Origin of the sequence: Clostridioides sp. ES-S-0006-03, from assembly GCF_020662275.1 — a bacterium.
Taxonomy (GTDB): Bacteria; Bacillota; Clostridia; order Peptostreptococcales; family Peptostreptococcaceae; genus Clostridioides.
Window position 1 is genome coordinate 203,528 of sequence record NZ_JADGMM010000003.1, and the last position, 19,168, is coordinate 222,695.

Sequence of the window (19,168 nt, forward strand, 5' to 3'; positions counted from 1 at the left end):
AAAATTGATAAAGGGACTTGTGTATTTTTGACTGTATTACGTATATTTTATCTTATATTCAAAATATAGAAATACAAAGTAATTTTATATCCTCAGATATGATTGTTGCATATGTAAGCATCCTCAATATGCATGCTTATAGGAACTTCATTGTACCACTTCACTTTCTTATGTTAAAAGGTACAATGAAATTCTATTTTATTTATACTATCCTTTATAAATTAGAGCATTACTTCTTAGGATTTATAAGTTCATCAAGCAACATTGGAAGTAACTCGTCTATTTGTTCATCATTAAATTGGCAAGTCCCAACAGCTTTGTGACCTCCACCGCCATACTTAAGCATTAGACTACCAACATCAACATTTGAAGTTCTATTTAAAATACTATATCCTACAGCTACAGAACACCCTTTCCCACCTTTTCCATTTACAATCCAAGCAGAAATATTTTGTTCTGGATACATACTGTAAATCATGAAACGATTACCTGTATAAATTGGCTCTACTCCACGTAAATCAGAAATAATAACATCTCCTTCTGTACGTGTGTATTTAGCAACCATTTCTTTAAATTTATCTGTTTGTTCAAAATAAACTTCTATACGTTCCTTTACATCTGACAGATTTAAAATTTCTTCTGTATCTAAAGTTCTACATGCATCAATTAACTTTTCCATCAATTGATAGTTAGATATAGTAAAGTTTCTCCAACGCCCCAACCCTGTTCTTGGGTCCATAAGATAACCAATTAAAATCCATCCAGTTGGATTTTGTACCTCTTCTATAGTAAGATTTCCAGAATCAACTTTGTCTACTGCTTCTAACATTTCATTAAAATGAGAAAATTTTTCATTTCCACCATAATACTCATAAATAATTCTTGCACAAGAAGGAGCAATGCGACTTTCGCCTCTATACCTTCCTTTAAGCTCATTTCGCTCAAATTCACTAGAATGATGGTCAAACCAAAGACCACACCCTTCTACAAATGGTACATTGGCAAGACAATCATTTTCTGTCACCTCAACCAACCCATCTTGTAAATCCTTAGGATGAGCAAATTTCCAATCATCAATAATACCTGCTTCTTTTAATAATGCACCACAAACTAATCCATCAAAATCAGAACGTGTAATCAATCTCATATGTTTCAACCCCTTTGCTTTAAATATATGCCTATAGATATTGTAATTTTTTCCTTAAATATATAATATCACTTTACATGTCAGCTTGATATACATTTCAATATATACTAACAAAACTTATTTTTGGGACTATAAATAGCTTTATTTATTATCTAAAGTACAACGTTGTCTTTTACTAAGAATATAGTTATAACTTGCCTAACAGCCAAAATTAAATCAAAATAAAATACTTATATTACTATGAATATACTTATATTTTGTTGTAGTCTTAAATATAACCTATATCACGTTATATCAATTCATCATATAAATTTTATAAATTAACATAAAAATATCACTTATCACTTATCACTTATCACTTATCACTTATCACTTATCACTTATCACTTATCACTTATCACTTATGTAAAGTTTAACATGCTAAAATAAAGATAGCAATTTGATATAGAAATCAAACTGCTATCTTTATTTTAAAACTACCCTCAATATTTTATTTAATCATACTAGCTTATATATTGTTTACACTGCACTTCAACAATTTTACTTTATTCTTCTTTAGGAGGTGCAATTATTAATCCTATAGAGTGCATTTTGCGTCCTTCTCCTGATGAGTTATTTCTTAAAGGTTCTAGTATATCACCAATCTTTCTAGCTACTTCAGTTATTTCTTCTAGATTCGCATATATTGGACAGACAGAAAAAACAGAGCCATCTTTTAAAATATCTTTTTCTTCTCTTTTAGCATAATCATAAAACTCCTTCATAAATGCCATCATATATTGAGTAAACAGCTGTACATATGCTTCTGCTGAGTTTTCATTTATCATTTTTTTTGCATCATCATCAATATCTGACTTAACAGCATATACCTTTTCAACAGTTCCTCGTATTTTATTTTCTTCAACTACCTTTAGAATATTATCCTTTAACATTTTATCAAGATAACGATAAAGTGTAGCTTGTGATATCTCCTTAAACTTCTCTGCTAATTGCTTTGCTGTAGTTTGCTTATTTGAATAAATCTCAAGTAACAACTTGCATTTAACTGGATTTATGAAGCAATCCATAAGTTTATCATTCATATTATACTACCTCCTCATTATTATTAATAAGATAATATTATTATATTGATAATATTTAATCAAGTTTATTAAAAATTTTATATAAACAAATAATATTCAAAAAATAAAAAAAGCCCTTGAATTATTTAAATAATTCAAGGACTTTTTTTATCATGATTTAATACTAAGCTAATTTTGCTTTAGCAACTTCTGCTAATTTAGCAAATCCATCTGGATCTTGTATAGCCATTTCAGATAACATTTTTCTGTTAACTTCAATACCAGATAATTTTAATCCATTCATTAATCTTGAATAAGATATTCCATTCATTCTAGCTGCTGCATTTATTCTTTGTATCCAAAGTTTTCTGAAGTCTCTTTTCTTTAACTTTCTTCCTATATAAGCATTTTTTAATGCCTTCATTACGAATGTATTTGCTGGTCTATATAATTTGCTTCTAGATCCTCTGAATCCTTTTGCAAGTTTTAATATTTTTTTATGCTTCTTACGAGCGTTCATAGCTTTTTTAACTCTTGCCATCGTTATGACCTCCTTTTATATCCCTCTTCTATAGTTATTGTTTATAATCCGTATCCTATCCTAGTATGGTAATAATTGTGCTATTCTCTTAGCATCTCCATCACTTACTAGAGTTGATTTTCTTAAGTTCATCTTAGTTTTTGCAGATTTTTTAGTTAATATATGTTTTTTATAAGCTTTAGCTCTCTTTAACTTTCCTGTTCCTGTTTTCTTTAATCTCTTTGCTGCACCTCTATGAGTTTTCATTTTAGGCATGACAAATTCCTCCTCTCAGTTAATCATCTATTTTTTTGGATCTATAATTACAACCATATTATTACCCTCAAATGCAGGGGCTTTTGTTGGTTCTCCAAACTCTTTTATTATCTCTAAAAACTTTAACATAACTTCTCTACCTATATCTTTATGTCCTAGTTCTCTACCTCTAAATCTAAGTTCAACTTTGACTTTATCCCCTTTTTTAAGGAATTTTATAGCATTATTAGCTTTCGTATTTAAATCATTTTGTTCAATACCTGGTCTAAGTCTTACTTCTTTTACAACTATAGTCTTTTGTTTTTTCTTAGCTTCTTTATCTTTTCTCGCTTGCTCATATCTAAACTTTCCATAATCCATTATCTTACACACTGGTGGATTTGCATTTGGCGAGATTTGAACCAAATCTAAGTTTTTACTAGTAGCCATTGCTTGAGCTTCTTTAGTAGGCATTACTCCAAGTTGTTCACCTGTAGGTGAAAGGACTCTTATTTCCTTGTCTTTTATTTGTTCATTGATTGCTAATTCTTTGCTAATTGTAGGACACCTCCAAAATTTTTATAAAATATAAAATAAAAAGCGGATGACATAATCATCCGCAATATAAGTTACCAAATTTAAACAAGCTTAAATTACTATTAAGCTTTAACTTATATTTACCTTACTAACCATCGGCGTAAGGTGAGAAGCGGACTTCTTCTTTGTTTTATTCTTACCCTATCTACTATATCATTTTATCAAATTTTTTGCAACTATTTTTTTAAGTTTAATAAATTTTTACTAAATTAACTGCTTTTTTATTTAAACCTACATATATTTATTATAAGGTACATCGTATTTGCATTTAATTATTTCTTCCTAATACTTATTATATGCTTGTACTATTTATTTTGCTCTTATTTTTCAAAATTTAATTAAAAAAATTCAAACTTCAACTTTAAAATCTTTTATTATCCTACTACTCTATATAGTAAATACCTAAAAACACTTCTTTAGCCAATTTTATACTGAATACTTTACTTTACATCCTTTAATATCTATATTATGGTTTTTTCATCATTTCAATTTTATCTTGATTTGTCGTATTTTTTTAGTATATAAAGTTAATTTGCACATATTTATAAATGACTTTTTTCAGTTAAATTTATGAATTTATTTTTATTTAGATTGCATGTATATTTTTTCCATAAAAAATAAATAATAAAAAATAGTAAATATGGAAAATATAAAATTGATTAACAATAATTAATTACCTGAGGTGTGAATATGAAAATGCTAAACAACTTTTTTAAAAAAATTAACAATCCAGTTCCTGTCTTTGCACAGACAAAAATGGAAAGAGAAAATCAAACAGATGATTCACTTTCTACAAAACCAAAAACTACATTTAGAGATGTAGCTGGATTAGACGAAGTAAAAGAAGAACTATTTGAAATAGTTGATTTTATGAAGTCTCCACAAAAGTATCAAAAAATGGGTGCAAAAATACCTAAAGGGGTATTATTTTATGGTCCTCCAGGAACAGGAAAAACATTACTTGCATCTGCTGTAGCTGGTGAAACAAACTCATCATTTTTCAATGTTACAGGTTCTGAGTTCGTTGAAAAATATGTAGGTGTAGGAGCAAAAAGGGTAAGAACTCTATTTGAAAAAGCTAGAAAAGAAGCTCCAAGTATAATATTTATAGACGAAATAGATGCTGTAGGAGCAAAAAGACATCTTGAAAGTAACAATGAGAAAGACCAAACGTTAAACCAACTTTTAGTTGAAATGGATGGATTTAATAAAGACTCCAATGTATTAATAATAGGTGCTACCAATAGACTTGACTTATTAGATGAAGCTTTACTTAGACCAGGAAGATTTGACAGACACATTCATATAGGTGCACCAAATTATCACACTAGATTTGAAATTCTAAAGGTACATACAGATGACAAGCCTATAGACAAATCTGTAAATCTAGAACTTTTAGCTAAAAAAACTCACGGTTTCAACGGAGCCCATCTTTCAAATATAGCAAATGAAGCAGCTATATTTGCAGTTAGAGATGACAGTGAATATATTACAGCAGAACACTTCGACAAAGCACTTGAAAGAGTTATTGCAGGATTAGAATCTAAAAACTCTTCATTAGTTGAAAAAGAGAAAAAGATAGTAGCTTATCATGAGGCTGGACATGCTCTTGTAAGTGATATCGTTGGAATTTGTCCTATACAAAAAATATCTATAGTACCTAGAGGACAAGCATTAGGTTATGTTCTTCAATTACCTGATGAAGATAGATATATTTATACTAGAGATGAACTGATTGGAAAAATAAAAATATTACTTGCTGGAAAAGCATCAGAAGAATTAATATTTAATCATAAATCTACCGGAGCAAAGGATGACTTAAAGAAAGTTACTGAGATAGCTAACCAAATGGTTTGTGAGTATGGTATGAGTAACTTAGGATTTATGACTATTGATGGAAATGATAAGACTTTCTTATGTGATAAAATTCAAAAAGAAGCTAATCGTATAGTTGAAAGTTGTTATAAGGAAACTTTAGAGATGTTAAAGGATAATCTTGAAGATTTACATTCTGTTTCTAAATTCCTATTTGAAAAAGAAACTATGACTCATGAAGAATTAAAAGATTTAATAGGAAAAGAAGCTGTAAATTAATTTGATAGTATTTTAAATAATTCTTACATTAAAATTAATAATTAATCTTAAAAAGAATTTCAATATTTAAAATGTACCAAAATACTTTAAGATGATATGTCTTGAGGCTGTAGATAGATTTGTGTAAAAACAAATTTACCTACAGCCTCTTCTTTACCTACAGCCTCTTCATTAATTTTATAGCCTCTGACTACTCTATTCTTTCTTCAAAATCCTATATTTGTGATTTGTCTTTATCAATTACATCTATAGCAATTAGATTTTTGTATATTAAAGCTACACAACTTTATCCTTATGTAAATATGATAATCTCTTAATGTAAACATGACAATCTCTTATCTGATTTTAAGAATCATTTAGAAATTGTCTCTTTTTATTTATATGATTAATAATAAATGCTATCTTCCTGTAAACATAAGATTAACATTACTATGATATTGTTTTGTATATAAATACCAATAGACTAATATATAAGACACTAATAAAAAGTAAATTTTAAATGTTAAACACATAAATAATACATATAAAAAGGGGGAAATATCATGAATAAAAAATTAAATGCAAGAATTATATCTACAGGAATGGTTATGACTACACTAGTTACAGGAGTTGCTCAGGCACAAGAAACTGCTCAAGGTAATACTAATCTAGAAAAGTCAGAAAAAACAACACAATCTAAAAGTAGAAAAGAAATTAAAACTAGTAGTACTACATATAGTCAACTAGCTGATTTTCTTTTACAATCAGCTAAATCATATAATTCTAATATAGATAAAAAGAAAATCCTGTCTGGATACGAAAAGAAAGAAAATCAAAAAGTTAATAGACTAGATGGTCTTATCATGATAAGTAGAGCTTTTGGAACTTTATCAGCTCCAAAAGGTCAAAATGAAAGAGTGGCAGATAAAAATGTAAGTTTTACAGATATCCCTGTTTCTGCTAAGTCTCATATAGATAACTTAATAAAGGGTGGAGTTATGGTTAACACTAAAGACAAAAAACTTCATGGTAGTGATGTTATGACTGTAGGAGAAGTTGATACTATGGTTAGACGTATCTGGGCATTTAAAGGTAGCAATCCAAAAGATGATTTTTATAATTTTGTAAATAAAAAGTCTTTGGAAGAATCAAAGCTTCCAAGTGACGAAGCAGTATCTGGTGGTTATGTTGATATTGAAAATGAGAACACAAAAAAAATTAATGCTATTATTAAAAAGATAGTAGAAGGGAATCATAAAAAAGGTAGTGAAGAGCAAAAGATTAAAGATTTCTATCTTAATATACTAGACATGAAAAGCAGAAATGAACTTGGAAATAAACCAATAAAAAAATATCTTGATGCTATAGATAAAGCAAAGAATGTAAAAGAACTTAGTGATATTCAAAAAAAATCACTTGAAGAAATAGGAACTGGTGGTTTGGTTACTCTTTCTTTAATGCAAGACAATGTAGGTGAAGCAAAATATGCTTTATATATAGGAACAATAGCTGATACACATTTATTTAGCTCCTATTCAAATGATGAGGTAATAGAAAATAGTAAAACATTTTTTAAAAAACTGTTAATTTTAAGTGGAGAAAGTGAAGCACAAGCTAGTAAGCATGTTGATGAGTATATAAACTTTGTAAAAAAAGTATCTGGAGGTGAAGAAAATATTGATAAGAGGATGACTTTAAAAGAGATGGAAGAAAAAATGCCAAACTTAGAGTTGTCTAAAATGCTTACTGCTGCTGGATATACTAATCTTCCTAAAGAAATCAAGCTAATGAATCCAAAAGATTTAGAACTATTTAATAAGGCATACACTAATAACAATTTAGAAGTTTTAAAAACACTTTTTAAAATAAAACTTTCTGAAGAAAATGCGCAATTTTTAGACCAAAAATATCTAAATGTTTGGGCTGAAAATTTTAATCCTGGTGCAGATGCTTCACAAAGTAAAATAACTGAAAAAGATGCATCAGTATTAACATCAGAAAGGTTCAATTCATATCTTGGAAAATTATTTGTAGAGAAATATTTTCCTGAAAAATCAAAGAAAGATATTGAAGATATGATTAAATCTTTTGTAGAATTATATAAAGAAAGAATTAAAAAACTTGACTGGATGAGTGAATCTACCAAAAAAGAAGCTATAAAAAAACTTGATAAAATGACATTTGTAGTTGGCTATCCTGATAAATGGGAATCTGATACAGAAAATGTAGACATTAAAGGTAAAGAAAATGGTGGAAATTATTTTGATAATATAACTGCTTTTAAACTTGCACGTCTAAAAAAGGATGCTGAAGATACAGGTAAGGTAGTACCAAAAGATAGATTTAATTTAGCAACATTTACTGTAAATGCAGTGTATGGAATGTATGATAATGCAATGACTTTCCCAGCAGGTATTTTACAAGCACCTTTATATGACCCAAATGCATCAAGAGAAGAAAATCTAGGTGCAATAGGTGCAATAATAGGTCATGAAATTTCTCATGCATTTGACAACAGTGGAGCCAAATATGATTCAAGTGGGAAAGAACATGATTGGTGGACTAAGGATGATTACAGAGAATTTCAAGAACGTTGTAATGATGTAGTTAATTTCTATGATGGATGGGAAATAGCTCCAGGTGTAAAAGCAAATGGTAAGATAAGTTTAGGTGAAAATATTGCAGATATAGGTGGTGTAGGAGCAGCCTTGGGAATTTTATCAAAGATGGAAAATCCAAATTATGATAAGTTCTTCAAGAGTTATGCAAAGTCATATATTAGATTATACACAAGAGAATATGCAAAGAACTCTACAGGAGATGAGCATAGTCCAAATACTTTAAGAGTAAATCGTGTCTTATCAAATTTCGAAGAATTCTATAAAACGTATAATATAACAAAGAATGATGGTATGTATGTAGCTCCTGAGGATAGAGTAAATTTATGGGATAATCTAGACACTAATGTAAAATCTAAAAAAATGACTGGAGATGACAGATTCGAAACAGCAGTAAAAGTATCTAAAGAAGGCTGGAAAACTTCAAATACTGTAATACTTGTAAACGGTACTGATAAGCACTTAGTAGATGGATTATCGTCTACTCCACTTGCAAATACAAAAAATGCACCAATGTTACTTTCTAATGGAAATAATGTAGATAAATCAACAATGGATGAAATTAAAAGATTAAAAGCATCTAATGTAATAGTTGTAGGTGGTGAAGCTTCAATATCCAATTCAGTTGTTAACCAACTAAAAGGTGTTAATAAATCTATGAATGTAAAAAGAATAGGTGGGAAATCAAGATATGAAACGTCTTTAAATATAGCTAAAGAAATGTCTGGTAATAACAATATTGATACAATATATGTAAGTGCTGGAGATGGAGAAGCTGATGCACTCTCTATTTCATCAGTAGCAGGAAAAAATAACTCTCCTATAATACTTACACAAAAAGATGGTTTAGATAAAGATACATATGATTATATTAAATCTAAAAAAATAAAAACTTCTTACTTTATAGGTGGGGAAACTAAAATCTCTCAAAAAGCTATAGAACAAATTAATAATGTAACTTCAAATGATGTATCAAAAAATAGAATTGCTGGAAATGACAGACAAGAAACTAATGCTCGTGTTATTGAACATTTCTATAAAGATAATAGCATAAATGGGGTGATATTAGCTAAGGAAAATAATCTGATTGATGCTTTATCAGTAGGTCCATTTGCATCAAAGGAAAATATGCCAGTTGTAATAGCCACAAGTAGTTTAAATAAAGAGCAAGAAAATATATTAGATAAAAAAAACTCAGAAAAAGTATATCAAGTAGGTGGTGGCATAAAATTATCTGTACTTAATAAATTGAGACTTTTATTAAACAAATAATATAAACAAAAAAATATACTATAAATATAGGTTTACTAAATTAATCACAAGTATTCAAGAAAGTATTCTTCATTTTGAATTTGAAGAATACTTTTCTTGTTTATACAGTATTATTAGTATATCTTTAATATAATTTTATCCTAAATGGTAGAATCTCTTTTAATTAATTCAGGCTTAAGCATTTCAACTACTGGCTCACAATCATCTTCTTCTAATAAGATTTTAAGTATATTAATCGTTTTTCCAATTAATAAGTCTAATGGTTGTCTAATCGTTGTTAAACTATAACTTTTCCATGAGGCCATCTGAATATCATCATATCCCATTACTGATAAATCCTCTGGTATCTTCAATTTATACTCAAATCTTGCAGCATCCATTACACCCATAGCTATCAAATCACTTGTACAAAAAATTGCTGTTGGAGGACTTGATAATGCTAACATTCTCTTCCCAGCTTCGTATCCAGAATCATAATCATAATTTGCAGATTCTTCTTTAAGATTGTGAATTCCATTTTGTCTTAATTTAGAATAAAATCCAATTTTCTTTTCCATTTCCTCACTTGTTTCTCTTGTAAATTGAATGTATCCTATATTTTTATGTCCCCTATCAATTAGGTATTCAGCAGCCATTCCTCCACCTTCAATTGGGTCTACATAAACTGTACTTATTTTTATACCTGGTATAAAACGATTAAAAAGAATCACAGGAATATTATTTTCTTCACATGTCTCAGCCATTACCTTATTCATAGCTGAAGCTGTAATAATCACAGCTTCCACTTGAAACTGAATTACTCTTGAAATTATATTATCTATTCTTTCTTGTCTAGGAACCTTAAAAACAAGACACTGTTTACCTATTTCTTGAATCTTTTCCACGAATAAGTTAATAATTCTGTTGTAAAACGGACCTAGATTATCACCAACTATCAATCCTATAACATTTGTTTTGCCACTAATCATTCCTCTTGCAACTAAATTAGGAACATATCCAATTTCATCTGCTACACGGAAAATTTTTTCTCTTACTTCAGGTTTTACACCTTTTCCATTTGCACTACCAAATGCCCTTGAAACTGATGACTGCGATACTCCTGCTAATTTTGCAACATCTTTTGAAGTAGCCGATTTATTATAATGAACTTTCTTTTGATTCATTTAGTATTTCTCCTTAAACATCTTGTATTTCTTTTTAAACATCTTGCATTTCTTTTTAACGCCCTTTACTTCTTATTAAACATCTTGCATTTCTCATTAAAATTGTATTAAAAATAAGATTATATATTGGACAACGAAAAAAACTAACACAATTAACTCTTGTTTACCTAAAGAAAATGGCAATACAGACACTCCATCTACTTTATCTATTCCTTGTGAAATAAGTTCTTTTCTCATACCAAATACAGTATATTTTTTAATATCTTCTATATTATGATTATTCTTTAAAATGATACTAAAAATATATCCAAATATTAATGTTATTGTAGCACCTATTGCTGGATTCCACAACCAACTCACATTATATTTATTAGAAATAAAAAATCCTAAAACTAATCCTATGATAAAACCAATAGATACCCCTTTATCATGAGTTTTGTATGTAAACATAGCCAATATAAATGCACCCGTAGCTGGACCAGCAAAATATGAAATATAGTTACCAACAAGGTCAAGAATTGATTTGATGCTTCCTCCAAATCCCATAATAATAAAACATGTCATAACAATACCTATAATCATTGTTATAATCATCGTGACTTTTAATGACGATTCCTCATTATCTTTTTTAAAATAAAACTCATAAATATCCTTTGTAAAAACAGTTGTCATACTATTTAATATAGAGTCAATACTAGACATCGCCGCTGCAAATACACCAGCAATAATAATTCCAATTGCCCCTACTGGAAGTTCATTCAAAATAAAAGTAATCATTATTTCATTTGAAGTTTCAAATGTCCTTCCCTTATAATAAACAAATAAAATCACTCCTACTAATAACATAAAATAGTAAGCTAAATTCATAACAAATGCACTAACTACAAAAGAATTTTTGGCTCCTTTTAAAGATTTAGATGTCAAAACTCTTTGAACTTGAGATTGGTCAAAGCAGAAATATCTTATCCACATTACAGTTCCGCCAATCAGAGTAGCCCAAAAAGTATTTGTAATTGAAACATCCATATTAAAATCAAATGTATTTAATTTACCACTCTGTTGTGCAATTTGCAATGTATCAAAAAAGCCAAGATTCATTCCTTTTAGTGCTGTCATACTTACTATAAATACAGCACCTATTACTACTAACATTTGAATACTATCAGTCCATATAACTGCTTTAATTCCCCCTAGTAGTGTATATATAATTGCTACACATACAACTATTGGAACCAAAATATAAAGTGACCAACCAGTGATTATTTGAATAATAAGTACTGGTATATACACCATAGAACTCGCTTGAATCAATGAATTGATAAAAAATTGAATAATAGTTAAGCCCCTTGAATAATTGCCTAAACGAAGTCCCATATATTCATATACAGATGTTATTTTTAATCTATAAATAACTGGGGTGGTAATGCTCAGTGCAAAAAATATTGCTAAAGGGACTGTAATGTTAACCATTACTGGATACATTCCATCCATATATGCCCATCCAGGCCCCCCTATAAATCCATTAGCACTAATCATAGTAGCAGCAACTGACAAAGCGATTGGAATCCATGGCATTGACCTACCTGCTAAGAAATAATCTTCTTGATTTTTATTATCTTTTCCTGAATAATAACCAATAACCAACATTAACAGCAAATATCCTACTATAATACACACATCGATTACTGAAATCATAAGCCACCCCTTTCTAACCAACAAAATAGTTCTTAGAATTCTACTCTTTCTTGTTTAATGTTTCTGGTAAGAACAGCCATACAATAGCACCTGCTACAAATACTGCTGTTGATATATAAAAAATAGTTGTCATACCTAAAGCACCAGAAGCTGTACCAGCTATTGCAGGAATTGCAAATGTAGATATAATTCTTCCTCCATTAAATGACATTCCAGAGGACAATGAACGATATTTACTTGGGAATAATTCTGTATAGTATGCTCCCCATGCTCCAGAATACCCAACAGCAATTCCTAATAATACTGATATCATATAAAATGCTGTTGTATTATTTCCTCCTAGTTTTGTATATATAAATACAAATACTGCTGCTAATGCCATCCCTATAAAAGGTACTTTTCTTCCAAATTTATCTGCTATTGAACCCCAAAATAAATATCCTACTAACTGCCCAATTCCTTGTAAACTATATATAGAACCTGCTACTGCTGCTGTCATTCCTATCCCTGTTACCAAATATGTAGTTGCATTGTTTGAAAATGCTGAGTATGCTGTGAAGTTAGCACCTGATAAAATAATTGTTCCTAGTCCAATCCACAAATATTTCCCCTTATACATACTTACATAGCTAATTTTTTCACCTGTTTCTTTTCCTTTTTTAACTAATTCTCTTGTATACTCTGAATCATCTGGTACAAAGAAAAATGCCAAAATAGCTCCAACTATAGGTGGTATAATCGCAGTATACATTAATATTTGCCAATTTGCATCACCTAAAAATCCATACACTTTCCCACCAAAAATCATAGCTAGTGAAAATAATGCAGTTAATACAGCAGCTAACTTACCACGATATTTGCTTGGAAACATATCTGCAACTAGAGGCATAGCTGTTCCAAATACACCACCCAATACTACCCCTGTGCATAAACGTGCAATTTTCCACAATATAATATTTGCAGGAGATAACATTGGAATAAAAGTCGTCAACCCAATTAATAAAGCTACACTAATTAAAGTTTTCTTTTTACCAAGCTTTGTAGAAATTACTCCAAAAATGAATGTACCTGGAATTGTACCAAAGGACATGACAGCAAATATTTCTTCTGTCTGTTTTAATGAAAACCCAAACCCACCTTCTGCCAAAGTATAAATCATTGTTGGTTTAATAAAAGTGCCTACCATAAAGTTATAGCAATAAAAAAAGTATATTAAAGCAATCGAAAAAAATGCAATTCCCCTTTTTAGATTTGAATAATCTTTTCCTAGTATAATATCATTTTCTATCACATCTGTTGTTTTCATATTATTCATAATTACCCCTCCCTTACTATTAAGCATACTATTGCTAAAACTTTAAATTTTTACTTTTCATACATATTTCTTGCTTAAATTATATAACAAGAATACTTATTATATAATTTCTAAAAATATTTATACTCTAAACTATCTTACTCTTCTACACCCATGTACATCTGCTTCAAAACATCCATACCATCAAAAGTCATCCATTCTTCCTTTACCTTACCTTGTAGTACATGATAATGATTAATTCCCATTACCTCTACATGCTTACCAGAAGGTTGTCCAAAAAATCCAATGCCTTCATTTATTCCACGTAGTCTCCATCTCACAGATACATCATATCCTTCATTTTTTTCCTTTTGATTACAAGTTACTCTTTCTACTTCATAACTGCCATTTGGAATTGAAGCAAGTAAACTTACAATCATTCCTTGAATCTCATCATACCCATTTAAATCTTTATCACATATGAAATGTACTACTGCATTATCGTGATAGTACTTTTTAACTTCATTTATATATTTATAATTGTAAATACGACTTGTCATCTCAAGCATCATTTCACCAACAGAATCATCTTTAGCTTGATACTTTGCTGGCATAAATTGACCATCCATAGACTCACAAATACCATAAGTTGATTGTAAACTCAATACTTTAGATGCACTTGCCTTTGCCATATTTTTTGCCACTTCTTGAGGATTTAATCCTAACTGAGTAACAATCCATAGATTATCTCTAACTAGCCATTCTTCATGGATTCTATTATTCGTAGTAGCACAATCAATTACAGTTCTAAAATTTATCTTTTTTCCAGTTGCTGGAGCAAAATTACTGTCACCTAAATTAGTTGCTGTCGACAAAACACGATGAGAAGACAAAAAACCATCAGCACCAAAATTAGACCATATTACATTTTGACCAATCAGCCTTCTATCTGGAAACGCATGTAAAGTTTGAAGAGTATTTGAGATAACATCTTTTATACCAACTAAATTAGAAGAACCACAGTGCATTGTTACATTATTGTGATATGTATCATAAATAACTCCAATACCTTTTTCTTCCCAAATATTATGTGTAATTTTCATAATATAGTCTACAAAATCTCTATATTTGGAATCAAATCCAGGTAACTTCTGCTCCCTTTTTGTTTGATTTGAAAAATCATTATAATCCATTACTCCAACAGGTGTTACTTCTAGTGAATCTCCATAGTAAATTTTTGTAGACTCCATATTTGTTTCTCCCTTCAATGTAATTTCTTCAGCTTTTTTAATAGTATTATTCTCATTGATTTTATCTATATTAGCTTTATTTACTTCAACATTATTAGCTTTATCTACTTCAACATTACTTAATTTAATCTCATTTATATCAACTTCTTTTGCTTTTTCTTTATCTTTTTCTCTTACATCATTTTTATCAATATACTTCAATTTACATTATCCCCTTTCTTGAATACGTATTCAAAATTAATTATTAAAAATTAAACATTAAAAATACTTTTAGTTCTTTCAAGAATATCAAGACCTTGTTGTTTTAACCAGTATGGAATATCAATCAACACCCAATTTTCTTTAAGTTTATCTCCTTTACGATAGTAAACATCAACGACTTGCATATCTGCCTTAACCTCTCCACCTGGCAATCCTAAAAATCCTCCACATGGGATATTGCTTAAGTTAGGCCATCCAAAGAAACAAGCAAAATTACCTTCTGCGAATCTACATACATGTCCATTAAAAGTCTTTCCTTTTAAATTATTTCTAAATGGCAATTGATGTTGTTCTTGATATCTAGGTATAGTATAAGAAGCTCCAATCCCCCCTGGTCCATACCAAATCATATCTTTAGCCCATGATTTTTCAAGTATCTCTGGTGGGCATCCCATAGAACCACTGTCATTTAGTTCAGACAAATCATCTACCATTTTATTGACTAATGCTAAAGTCTTAATCCCCTCTACTTCATCTGCATCTTCAAAAAGTAATCCATTATGGTCAATTGGTCCTGGATATACAAAATATGAACCTGTTTGTGGTGGCAATGGATTGACACCTGCCTGAATCATAAATCCAATTATATCTACAAATAATCCAGTTTTGGAAATTCTACCATCCTTCACACAGTTAAATTCCGCATATCTTAAGCTAATCATCTTGCGAGTATGCTTAATCCCAAGCCAATCATTATCAAAAAGTCCCATAAAATGACCCATACTCATTACCCACTCACTGTTATCAATTTCATTAGTACCTGCAATGAAGATATCTTGTCGTCTTTGCATATTACTCAATGAATGCTTTAAAGGCTTCCAAAATATATCTGCTACATTTTCAACTCCTTTTTGTTCACGAAATGGATATACGCCTCTCCAGTCATAATCTGACTTCATGTGCTGTTTTAAAATTTTTTTAATTTCATCTCCATTGGCATTTTCTAATGCTTCAAAGTAATTTCTTACAACTCTTTTTGATTCTTGATATTTTCCCATGATTATATCCTCCCAAATTTATAAAGTATAATCTAACTTTATTGACTTGTCATTGCATACGTTTTCTTTTTTATAGCCTTTTTATCTATTTTAAGGCTATTTTATGAATACATATGCATTTTTCTAAATATTAACATATATCTAAAAAATTGTAAAGAAAATGTTATCATAAAAATGTAAATTGTAACTTATATCTACTCAAATTTATATGTTTTTAATCATTCCTAATAAAACTAATCTTTATCTCCCATATTTATTGAAATACTTGCACCAATAAACAACTATAAAAAAATAAAGGTGACAGTCTTTTTAAAGCTATCACCTTTTTGATTTAGTCAATAATATGTTTTTATTTGTATTCTGATATTTATTTTTTAACCTTTAATTTAATTGTTTATTTATTGAATTTCTAACCCTATTTTTTATCAGTATCTTTTTTTTCACCTTTAATTTCTTCTTTAGTATTATTTTTATTAACCTCTTCTACTTGTTCATCAATTGCTGTTTTAGATTCATAAATTTTTTCATATTCTTTTATATTATTTTTCTCAGTATCTGATTTATTTTCAGACACTATTTTTTCATCTACATTTTGGTTTTCAAATCTTCCACATTTCTGATATTCATTGTTTTCTTGATAATTTTTAGCATCAAATTCTTCATTTTCTTTAAATTTTCTGTAAGTTCTTTCATGACCACTTGGTGCAAATCCTTCATGACCTCTATATTCTCTATTGCCATGACCTCCTTCGTATCCTCTTGGCGCAAATTCTTCATGACCTCTATATTCTCTATTGCCATGACCTCCTTCGTATCCTCTTGGTGCAAATTCTTCATGACCTCTATATTCTCTATTGCCATGACCTCCTTCGTATCCTCTTGGTGCAAATCCTTCATGACTTCTACATTCTCTATTGCCATGACCTCCTTCGTATCCTCTTGGTCCAAATCCTTCATGACACATCATTTCAAATATTTTGCACCCTTCACATACATGATTCCATGAATGTCTATGAGGACCTCCATATCCTCTAAATCCTTCTCTTTTATCTTTGTAATAATTCATATTAACTCCTCCCAATTAACTCGATTTTTTCTATTAATTTATTTTTTAAATTTTATTAAGGTACCTTATCTATTTTTAATTATAAAGGTACCTTATAATTTTGTCAACACTATTTTTAAGGTACCTTTGTATTTTCTTCAATTTCTTTTATTTTCTATTTTCAAAATGAAAAAATTAGGGATACTCCTACTAATAAAATAATTATTTAAAAAAAGTGAACCATTTATAGTAAAATTTTATCTAATAAGTGTAAGGCAAAAAAGTAGCGCTACGATTTGCATAGAAAGGTAGGAGTACAATTGGATAAAACTACATTTATTAATAATATTCTTGAGTCAGAACAGACCTTGTATCGCATATCTAAGTCTATTTTAGGAAATGACCAAGATTGTGAGGATGCTGTCAACAATGCTATTTTAAAGGCATATGAAAAGTTAGACTCACTGAAAGAACAACAATATTTTAAGACTTGGTTGATTAGAATAGTCATAAATGAATGTAATTCATTAAGACGTAAACAGTTTAATCTTCTACCCTTTGAAGAAATTCTCAAGAACAAAAAAGTAGAAGAAGATGATGATTACAGTGATTTATATATTGCTATTCAAGGTTTATCTAAAAAAATTAAGATTCCAATAGTTCTTTATTATATCGAGGGATATTCAATAGATGAGATTAAAGAAATATTAGATATACCTCAAGGAACTGTAAAAAGCAGATTATCAAGAGGTAGAAAATTATTAAAAACTAAATTAGAAAATGTGGAGGTAATGTATGAACAAAAACAAATTAAATAATTCATTTCCGAAAGCTCCAGAAAGCTTTCATAATAGATTAAATAAAACATTAAATAGTCTACCAGAAAGAGGGGAAAATTATAAAATGATTAATAATAAAAAACATAAATTACCATTTAATTTATCATTCAAAAAAGGATTAATTGCAACTTTTGCTGTTACTCTACTTTTGGGTACAACAGTTCTTGCTACAGGAGAGATATCTAGTATAATTGGAAAATCAAGTACTAGGGCTACCTATACATCTATCCCAACTACAGAACAAGTAAAAAAAGACTTTAAATTTGCCCCTAATATAGTTTCTGAATTTAGTAATGGATATAAATTTAAAGGAGCTTATACTATAAATGAAAAAGGACTTGATAAGGAAGATAACATTTTAGGCGAATTAAAAGCACTTGATTTTACCTATGAAAATGGTAATGATGAAATATCTCTTAAAACATCAAATAATGTACTTGGAAAAGATTCTGAGAATATAAAAGTTGTAGATACATACAAAGATGTAAATATTTCTTATGAGGAATTCAAGCAAAAGTATGTACCAGAAGGTTATAAAATGACAGAACAGGATAAACTTGATGAAAAATCAGGTAAATATGTATTTAGTGAGTGGTCAGGTGATGTGGAAGTTAATGAATATAAATATTTGAGCTGGAAACAAAATGGAGTTTATTACTCATTTATAGTTCAGGACTCAGATTTATCTATGAATAATTTAGTAGAGATGGCTCATGAAGTAATAGATACAAAATAAAGATAAGTAATATAAAACATAACTAACAATTGAATTATTTATGAGTCTATTATTTGTGACTTTAATTTATTTATTAGTAAACATAACCATCTATTTTATATTAATATTTTTTTTAGAATTTATATATCAGATTTTAACTATTTAACTGCTATACAAATTCTAACTAAATAATACTACTAAAAAAGCCCTTAAAAACCATCTATTTTGAATTTTAAGGGCTTTAACTTTATCATAAAATACTCATATAAATATTCATTACAAGTACATAATAAATATATAATAATCCTAAAAAATTAGAAAAGAATTAAAATTTCATTATTTTAATATTATTTTAATATTATTTT

15 protein-coding genes and 1 other annotated feature are annotated in these 19,168 nt (G+C 29.0%); of the genes, 4 read left to right on the plus strand and 11 right to left on the minus strand.

Annotation, left to right across the window (positions count from 1 at the left end; genetic code table 11):
* Positions 1-229: 229 nt before the first annotated feature.
* The 5 genes from IR151_RS05340 to infC form a co-directional block, all read right to left on the minus strand.
* Positions 230-1,147: an exopolyphosphatase gene (locus IR151_RS05340; protein ID WP_227433486.1), complete on the minus strand. Its 918-nt coding sequence runs from the start codon at positions 1,145-1,147 to the stop codon at positions 230-232.
* A 545-nt stretch (positions 1,148-1,692) separates the two neighbouring features.
* Entirely contained in the window at positions 1,693-2,229 is a 537-nt protein-coding gene (locus IR151_RS05345) for a hypothetical protein (RefSeq protein WP_227433487.1), read from the minus strand.
* A gap of 163 nt (positions 2,230-2,392) precedes the next feature.
* Complete coding sequence (rplT, locus tag IR151_RS05350; RefSeq protein ID WP_227433488.1) at positions 2,393-2,749, minus strand: 50S ribosomal protein L20; 357 nt, start codon at positions 2,747-2,749, stop codon at positions 2,393-2,395.
* A gap of 60 nt (positions 2,750-2,809) precedes the next feature.
* A complete protein-coding gene (rpmI, locus tag IR151_RS05355) occupies positions 2,810-3,004 on the minus strand; it encodes a 50S ribosomal protein L35 (protein ID WP_003418222.1) in 195 nt (64 codons plus the stop codon).
* Positions 3,005-3,031: 27 nt separating this feature from the next.
* Positions 3,032-3,541 carry a translation initiation factor IF-3 gene (gene infC / locus IR151_RS05360; protein WP_227433661.1) on the minus strand — a complete coding sequence of 170 codons (510 nt, stop codon included), beginning with the start codon at positions 3,539-3,541 and terminating at the stop codon, positions 3,032-3,034.
* 28 nt (positions 3,542-3,569) lie between these two features.
* Positions 3,570-3,712: a sequence feature (ribosomal protein L20 leader region), on the minus strand.
* A gap of 558 nt (positions 3,713-4,270) precedes the next feature.
* Here infC and IR151_RS05365 point away from each other — a divergent pair.
* Positions 4,271-5,674 carry an ATP-dependent metallopeptidase FtsH/Yme1/Tma family protein gene (locus tag IR151_RS05365; RefSeq protein ID WP_227433489.1) on the plus strand — a complete coding sequence of 468 codons (1,404 nt, stop codon included), beginning with the start codon at positions 4,271-4,273 and terminating at the stop codon, positions 5,672-5,674.
* 542 nt (positions 5,675-6,216) lie between these two features.
* The gene (locus IR151_RS05370) at positions 6,217-9,543 is read left to right on the plus strand and encodes a cell wall-binding repeat-containing protein (protein WP_227433490.1); all 3,327 of its coding nucleotides are present in this window, start codon (positions 6,217-6,219) and stop codon (positions 9,541-9,543) included.
* A gap of 140 nt (positions 9,544-9,683) precedes the next feature.
* Here the strand turns inward: IR151_RS05370 and IR151_RS05375 are convergent, their stop codons facing one another.
* The 6 genes from IR151_RS05375 to IR151_RS05400 form a co-directional block, all read right to left on the minus strand.
* Positions 9,684-10,706, minus strand: a complete 1,023-nt coding sequence (locus tag IR151_RS05375) for a LacI family DNA-binding transcriptional regulator (RefSeq protein WP_227433491.1) — start codon at positions 10,704-10,706, stop codon at positions 9,684-9,686.
* Between the two features lie 96 nt (positions 10,707-10,802).
* Positions 10,803-12,401 (minus strand): sodium:solute symporter, encoded by a 1,599-nt coding sequence (locus tag IR151_RS05380; protein WP_227433492.1) that lies wholly within the window; start codon positions 12,399-12,401, stop codon positions 10,803-10,805.
* Positions 12,402-12,441: 40 nt separating this feature from the next.
* Entirely contained in the window at positions 12,442-13,716 is a 1,275-nt protein-coding gene (locus IR151_RS05385) for an MFS transporter (RefSeq protein ID WP_227433493.1), read from the minus strand.
* A gap of 137 nt (positions 13,717-13,853) precedes the next feature.
* Positions 13,854-15,146, minus strand: a complete 1,293-nt coding sequence (locus IR151_RS05390; protein ID WP_255613106.1) for an ester cyclase — start codon at positions 15,144-15,146, stop codon at positions 13,854-13,856.
* Positions 15,147-15,196: 50 nt separating this feature from the next.
* Complete coding sequence (locus IR151_RS05395; RefSeq protein ID WP_227433494.1) at positions 15,197-16,204, minus strand: nuclear transport factor 2 family protein; 1,008 nt, start codon at positions 16,202-16,204, stop codon at positions 15,197-15,199.
* 415 nt (positions 16,205-16,619) lie between these two features.
* Positions 16,620-17,270, minus strand: a complete 651-nt coding sequence (locus IR151_RS05400; RefSeq protein WP_227433495.1) for a hypothetical protein — start codon at positions 17,268-17,270, stop codon at positions 16,620-16,622.
* Between the two features lie 299 nt (positions 17,271-17,569).
* Between IR151_RS05400 and IR151_RS05405 the strand changes: the two genes are divergently transcribed.
* Both IR151_RS05405 and IR151_RS05410 read left to right on the plus strand, forming a co-directional pair.
* Complete coding sequence (locus IR151_RS05405; RefSeq protein WP_227433496.1) at positions 17,570-18,067, plus strand: RNA polymerase sigma factor; 498 nt, start codon at positions 17,570-17,572, stop codon at positions 18,065-18,067.
* Positions 18,045-18,824, plus strand: a complete 780-nt coding sequence (locus IR151_RS05410) for a hypothetical protein (protein WP_227433497.1) — start codon at positions 18,045-18,047, stop codon at positions 18,822-18,824. The genes IR151_RS05405 and IR151_RS05410 overlap by 23 nt, the downstream gene beginning before the upstream one ends.
* The last annotated feature ends 344 nt before the right edge of the window (positions 18,825-19,168 follow it).

What these genes read in the sequence shown, in the direction of transcription:
- IR151_RS05345 (WP_227433487.1), bottom strand. Translation starts at nt 2,229, where the DNA reads ATGAATGATAAACTTATGGATTGCTTCATAAATCCAGTTAAATGCAAG.
- IR151_RS05375 (WP_227433491.1), bottom strand. Translation starts at nt 10,706, where the DNA reads ATGAATCAAAAGAAAGTTCATTATAATAAATCGGCTACTTCAAAAGAT.
- IR151_RS05385 (WP_227433493.1), bottom strand. Translation starts at nt 13,716, where the DNA reads ATGAATAATATGAAAACAACAGATGTGATAGAAAATGATATTATACTA.
- IR151_RS05410 (WP_227433497.1), top strand. Translation starts at nt 18,045, where the DNA reads ATGAACAAAAACAAATTAAATAATTCATTTCCGAAAGCTCCAGAAAGC.
- IR151_RS05365 (WP_227433489.1), top strand. Translation starts at nt 4,271, where the DNA reads ATGAAAATGCTAAACAACTTTTTTAAAAAAATTAACAATCCAGTTCCT.
- rplT (WP_227433488.1), bottom strand. Translation starts at nt 2,749, where the DNA reads ATGGCAAGAGTTAAAAAAGCTATGAACGCTCGTAAGAAGCATAAAAAA.
- IR151_RS05400 (WP_227433495.1), bottom strand. Translation starts at nt 17,270, where the DNA reads ATGAATTATTACAAAGATAAAAGAGAAGGATTTAGAGGATATGGAGGT.
- IR151_RS05380 (WP_227433492.1), bottom strand. Translation starts at nt 12,401, where the DNA reads ATGATTTCAGTAATCGATGTGTGTATTATAGTAGGATATTTGCTGTTA.
- IR151_RS05370 (WP_227433490.1), top strand. Translation starts at nt 6,217, where the DNA reads ATGAATAAAAAATTAAATGCAAGAATTATATCTACAGGAATGGTTATG.
- IR151_RS05340 (WP_227433486.1), bottom strand. Translation starts at nt 1,147, where the DNA reads ATGAGATTGATTACACGTTCTGATTTTGATGGATTAGTTTGTGGTGCA.
- rpmI (WP_003418222.1), bottom strand. Translation starts at nt 3,004, where the DNA reads ATGCCTAAAATGAAAACTCATAGAGGTGCAGCAAAGAGATTAAAGAAA.
- IR151_RS05395 (WP_227433494.1), bottom strand. Translation starts at nt 16,204, where the DNA reads ATGGGAAAATATCAAGAATCAAAAAGAGTTGTAAGAAATTACTTTGAA.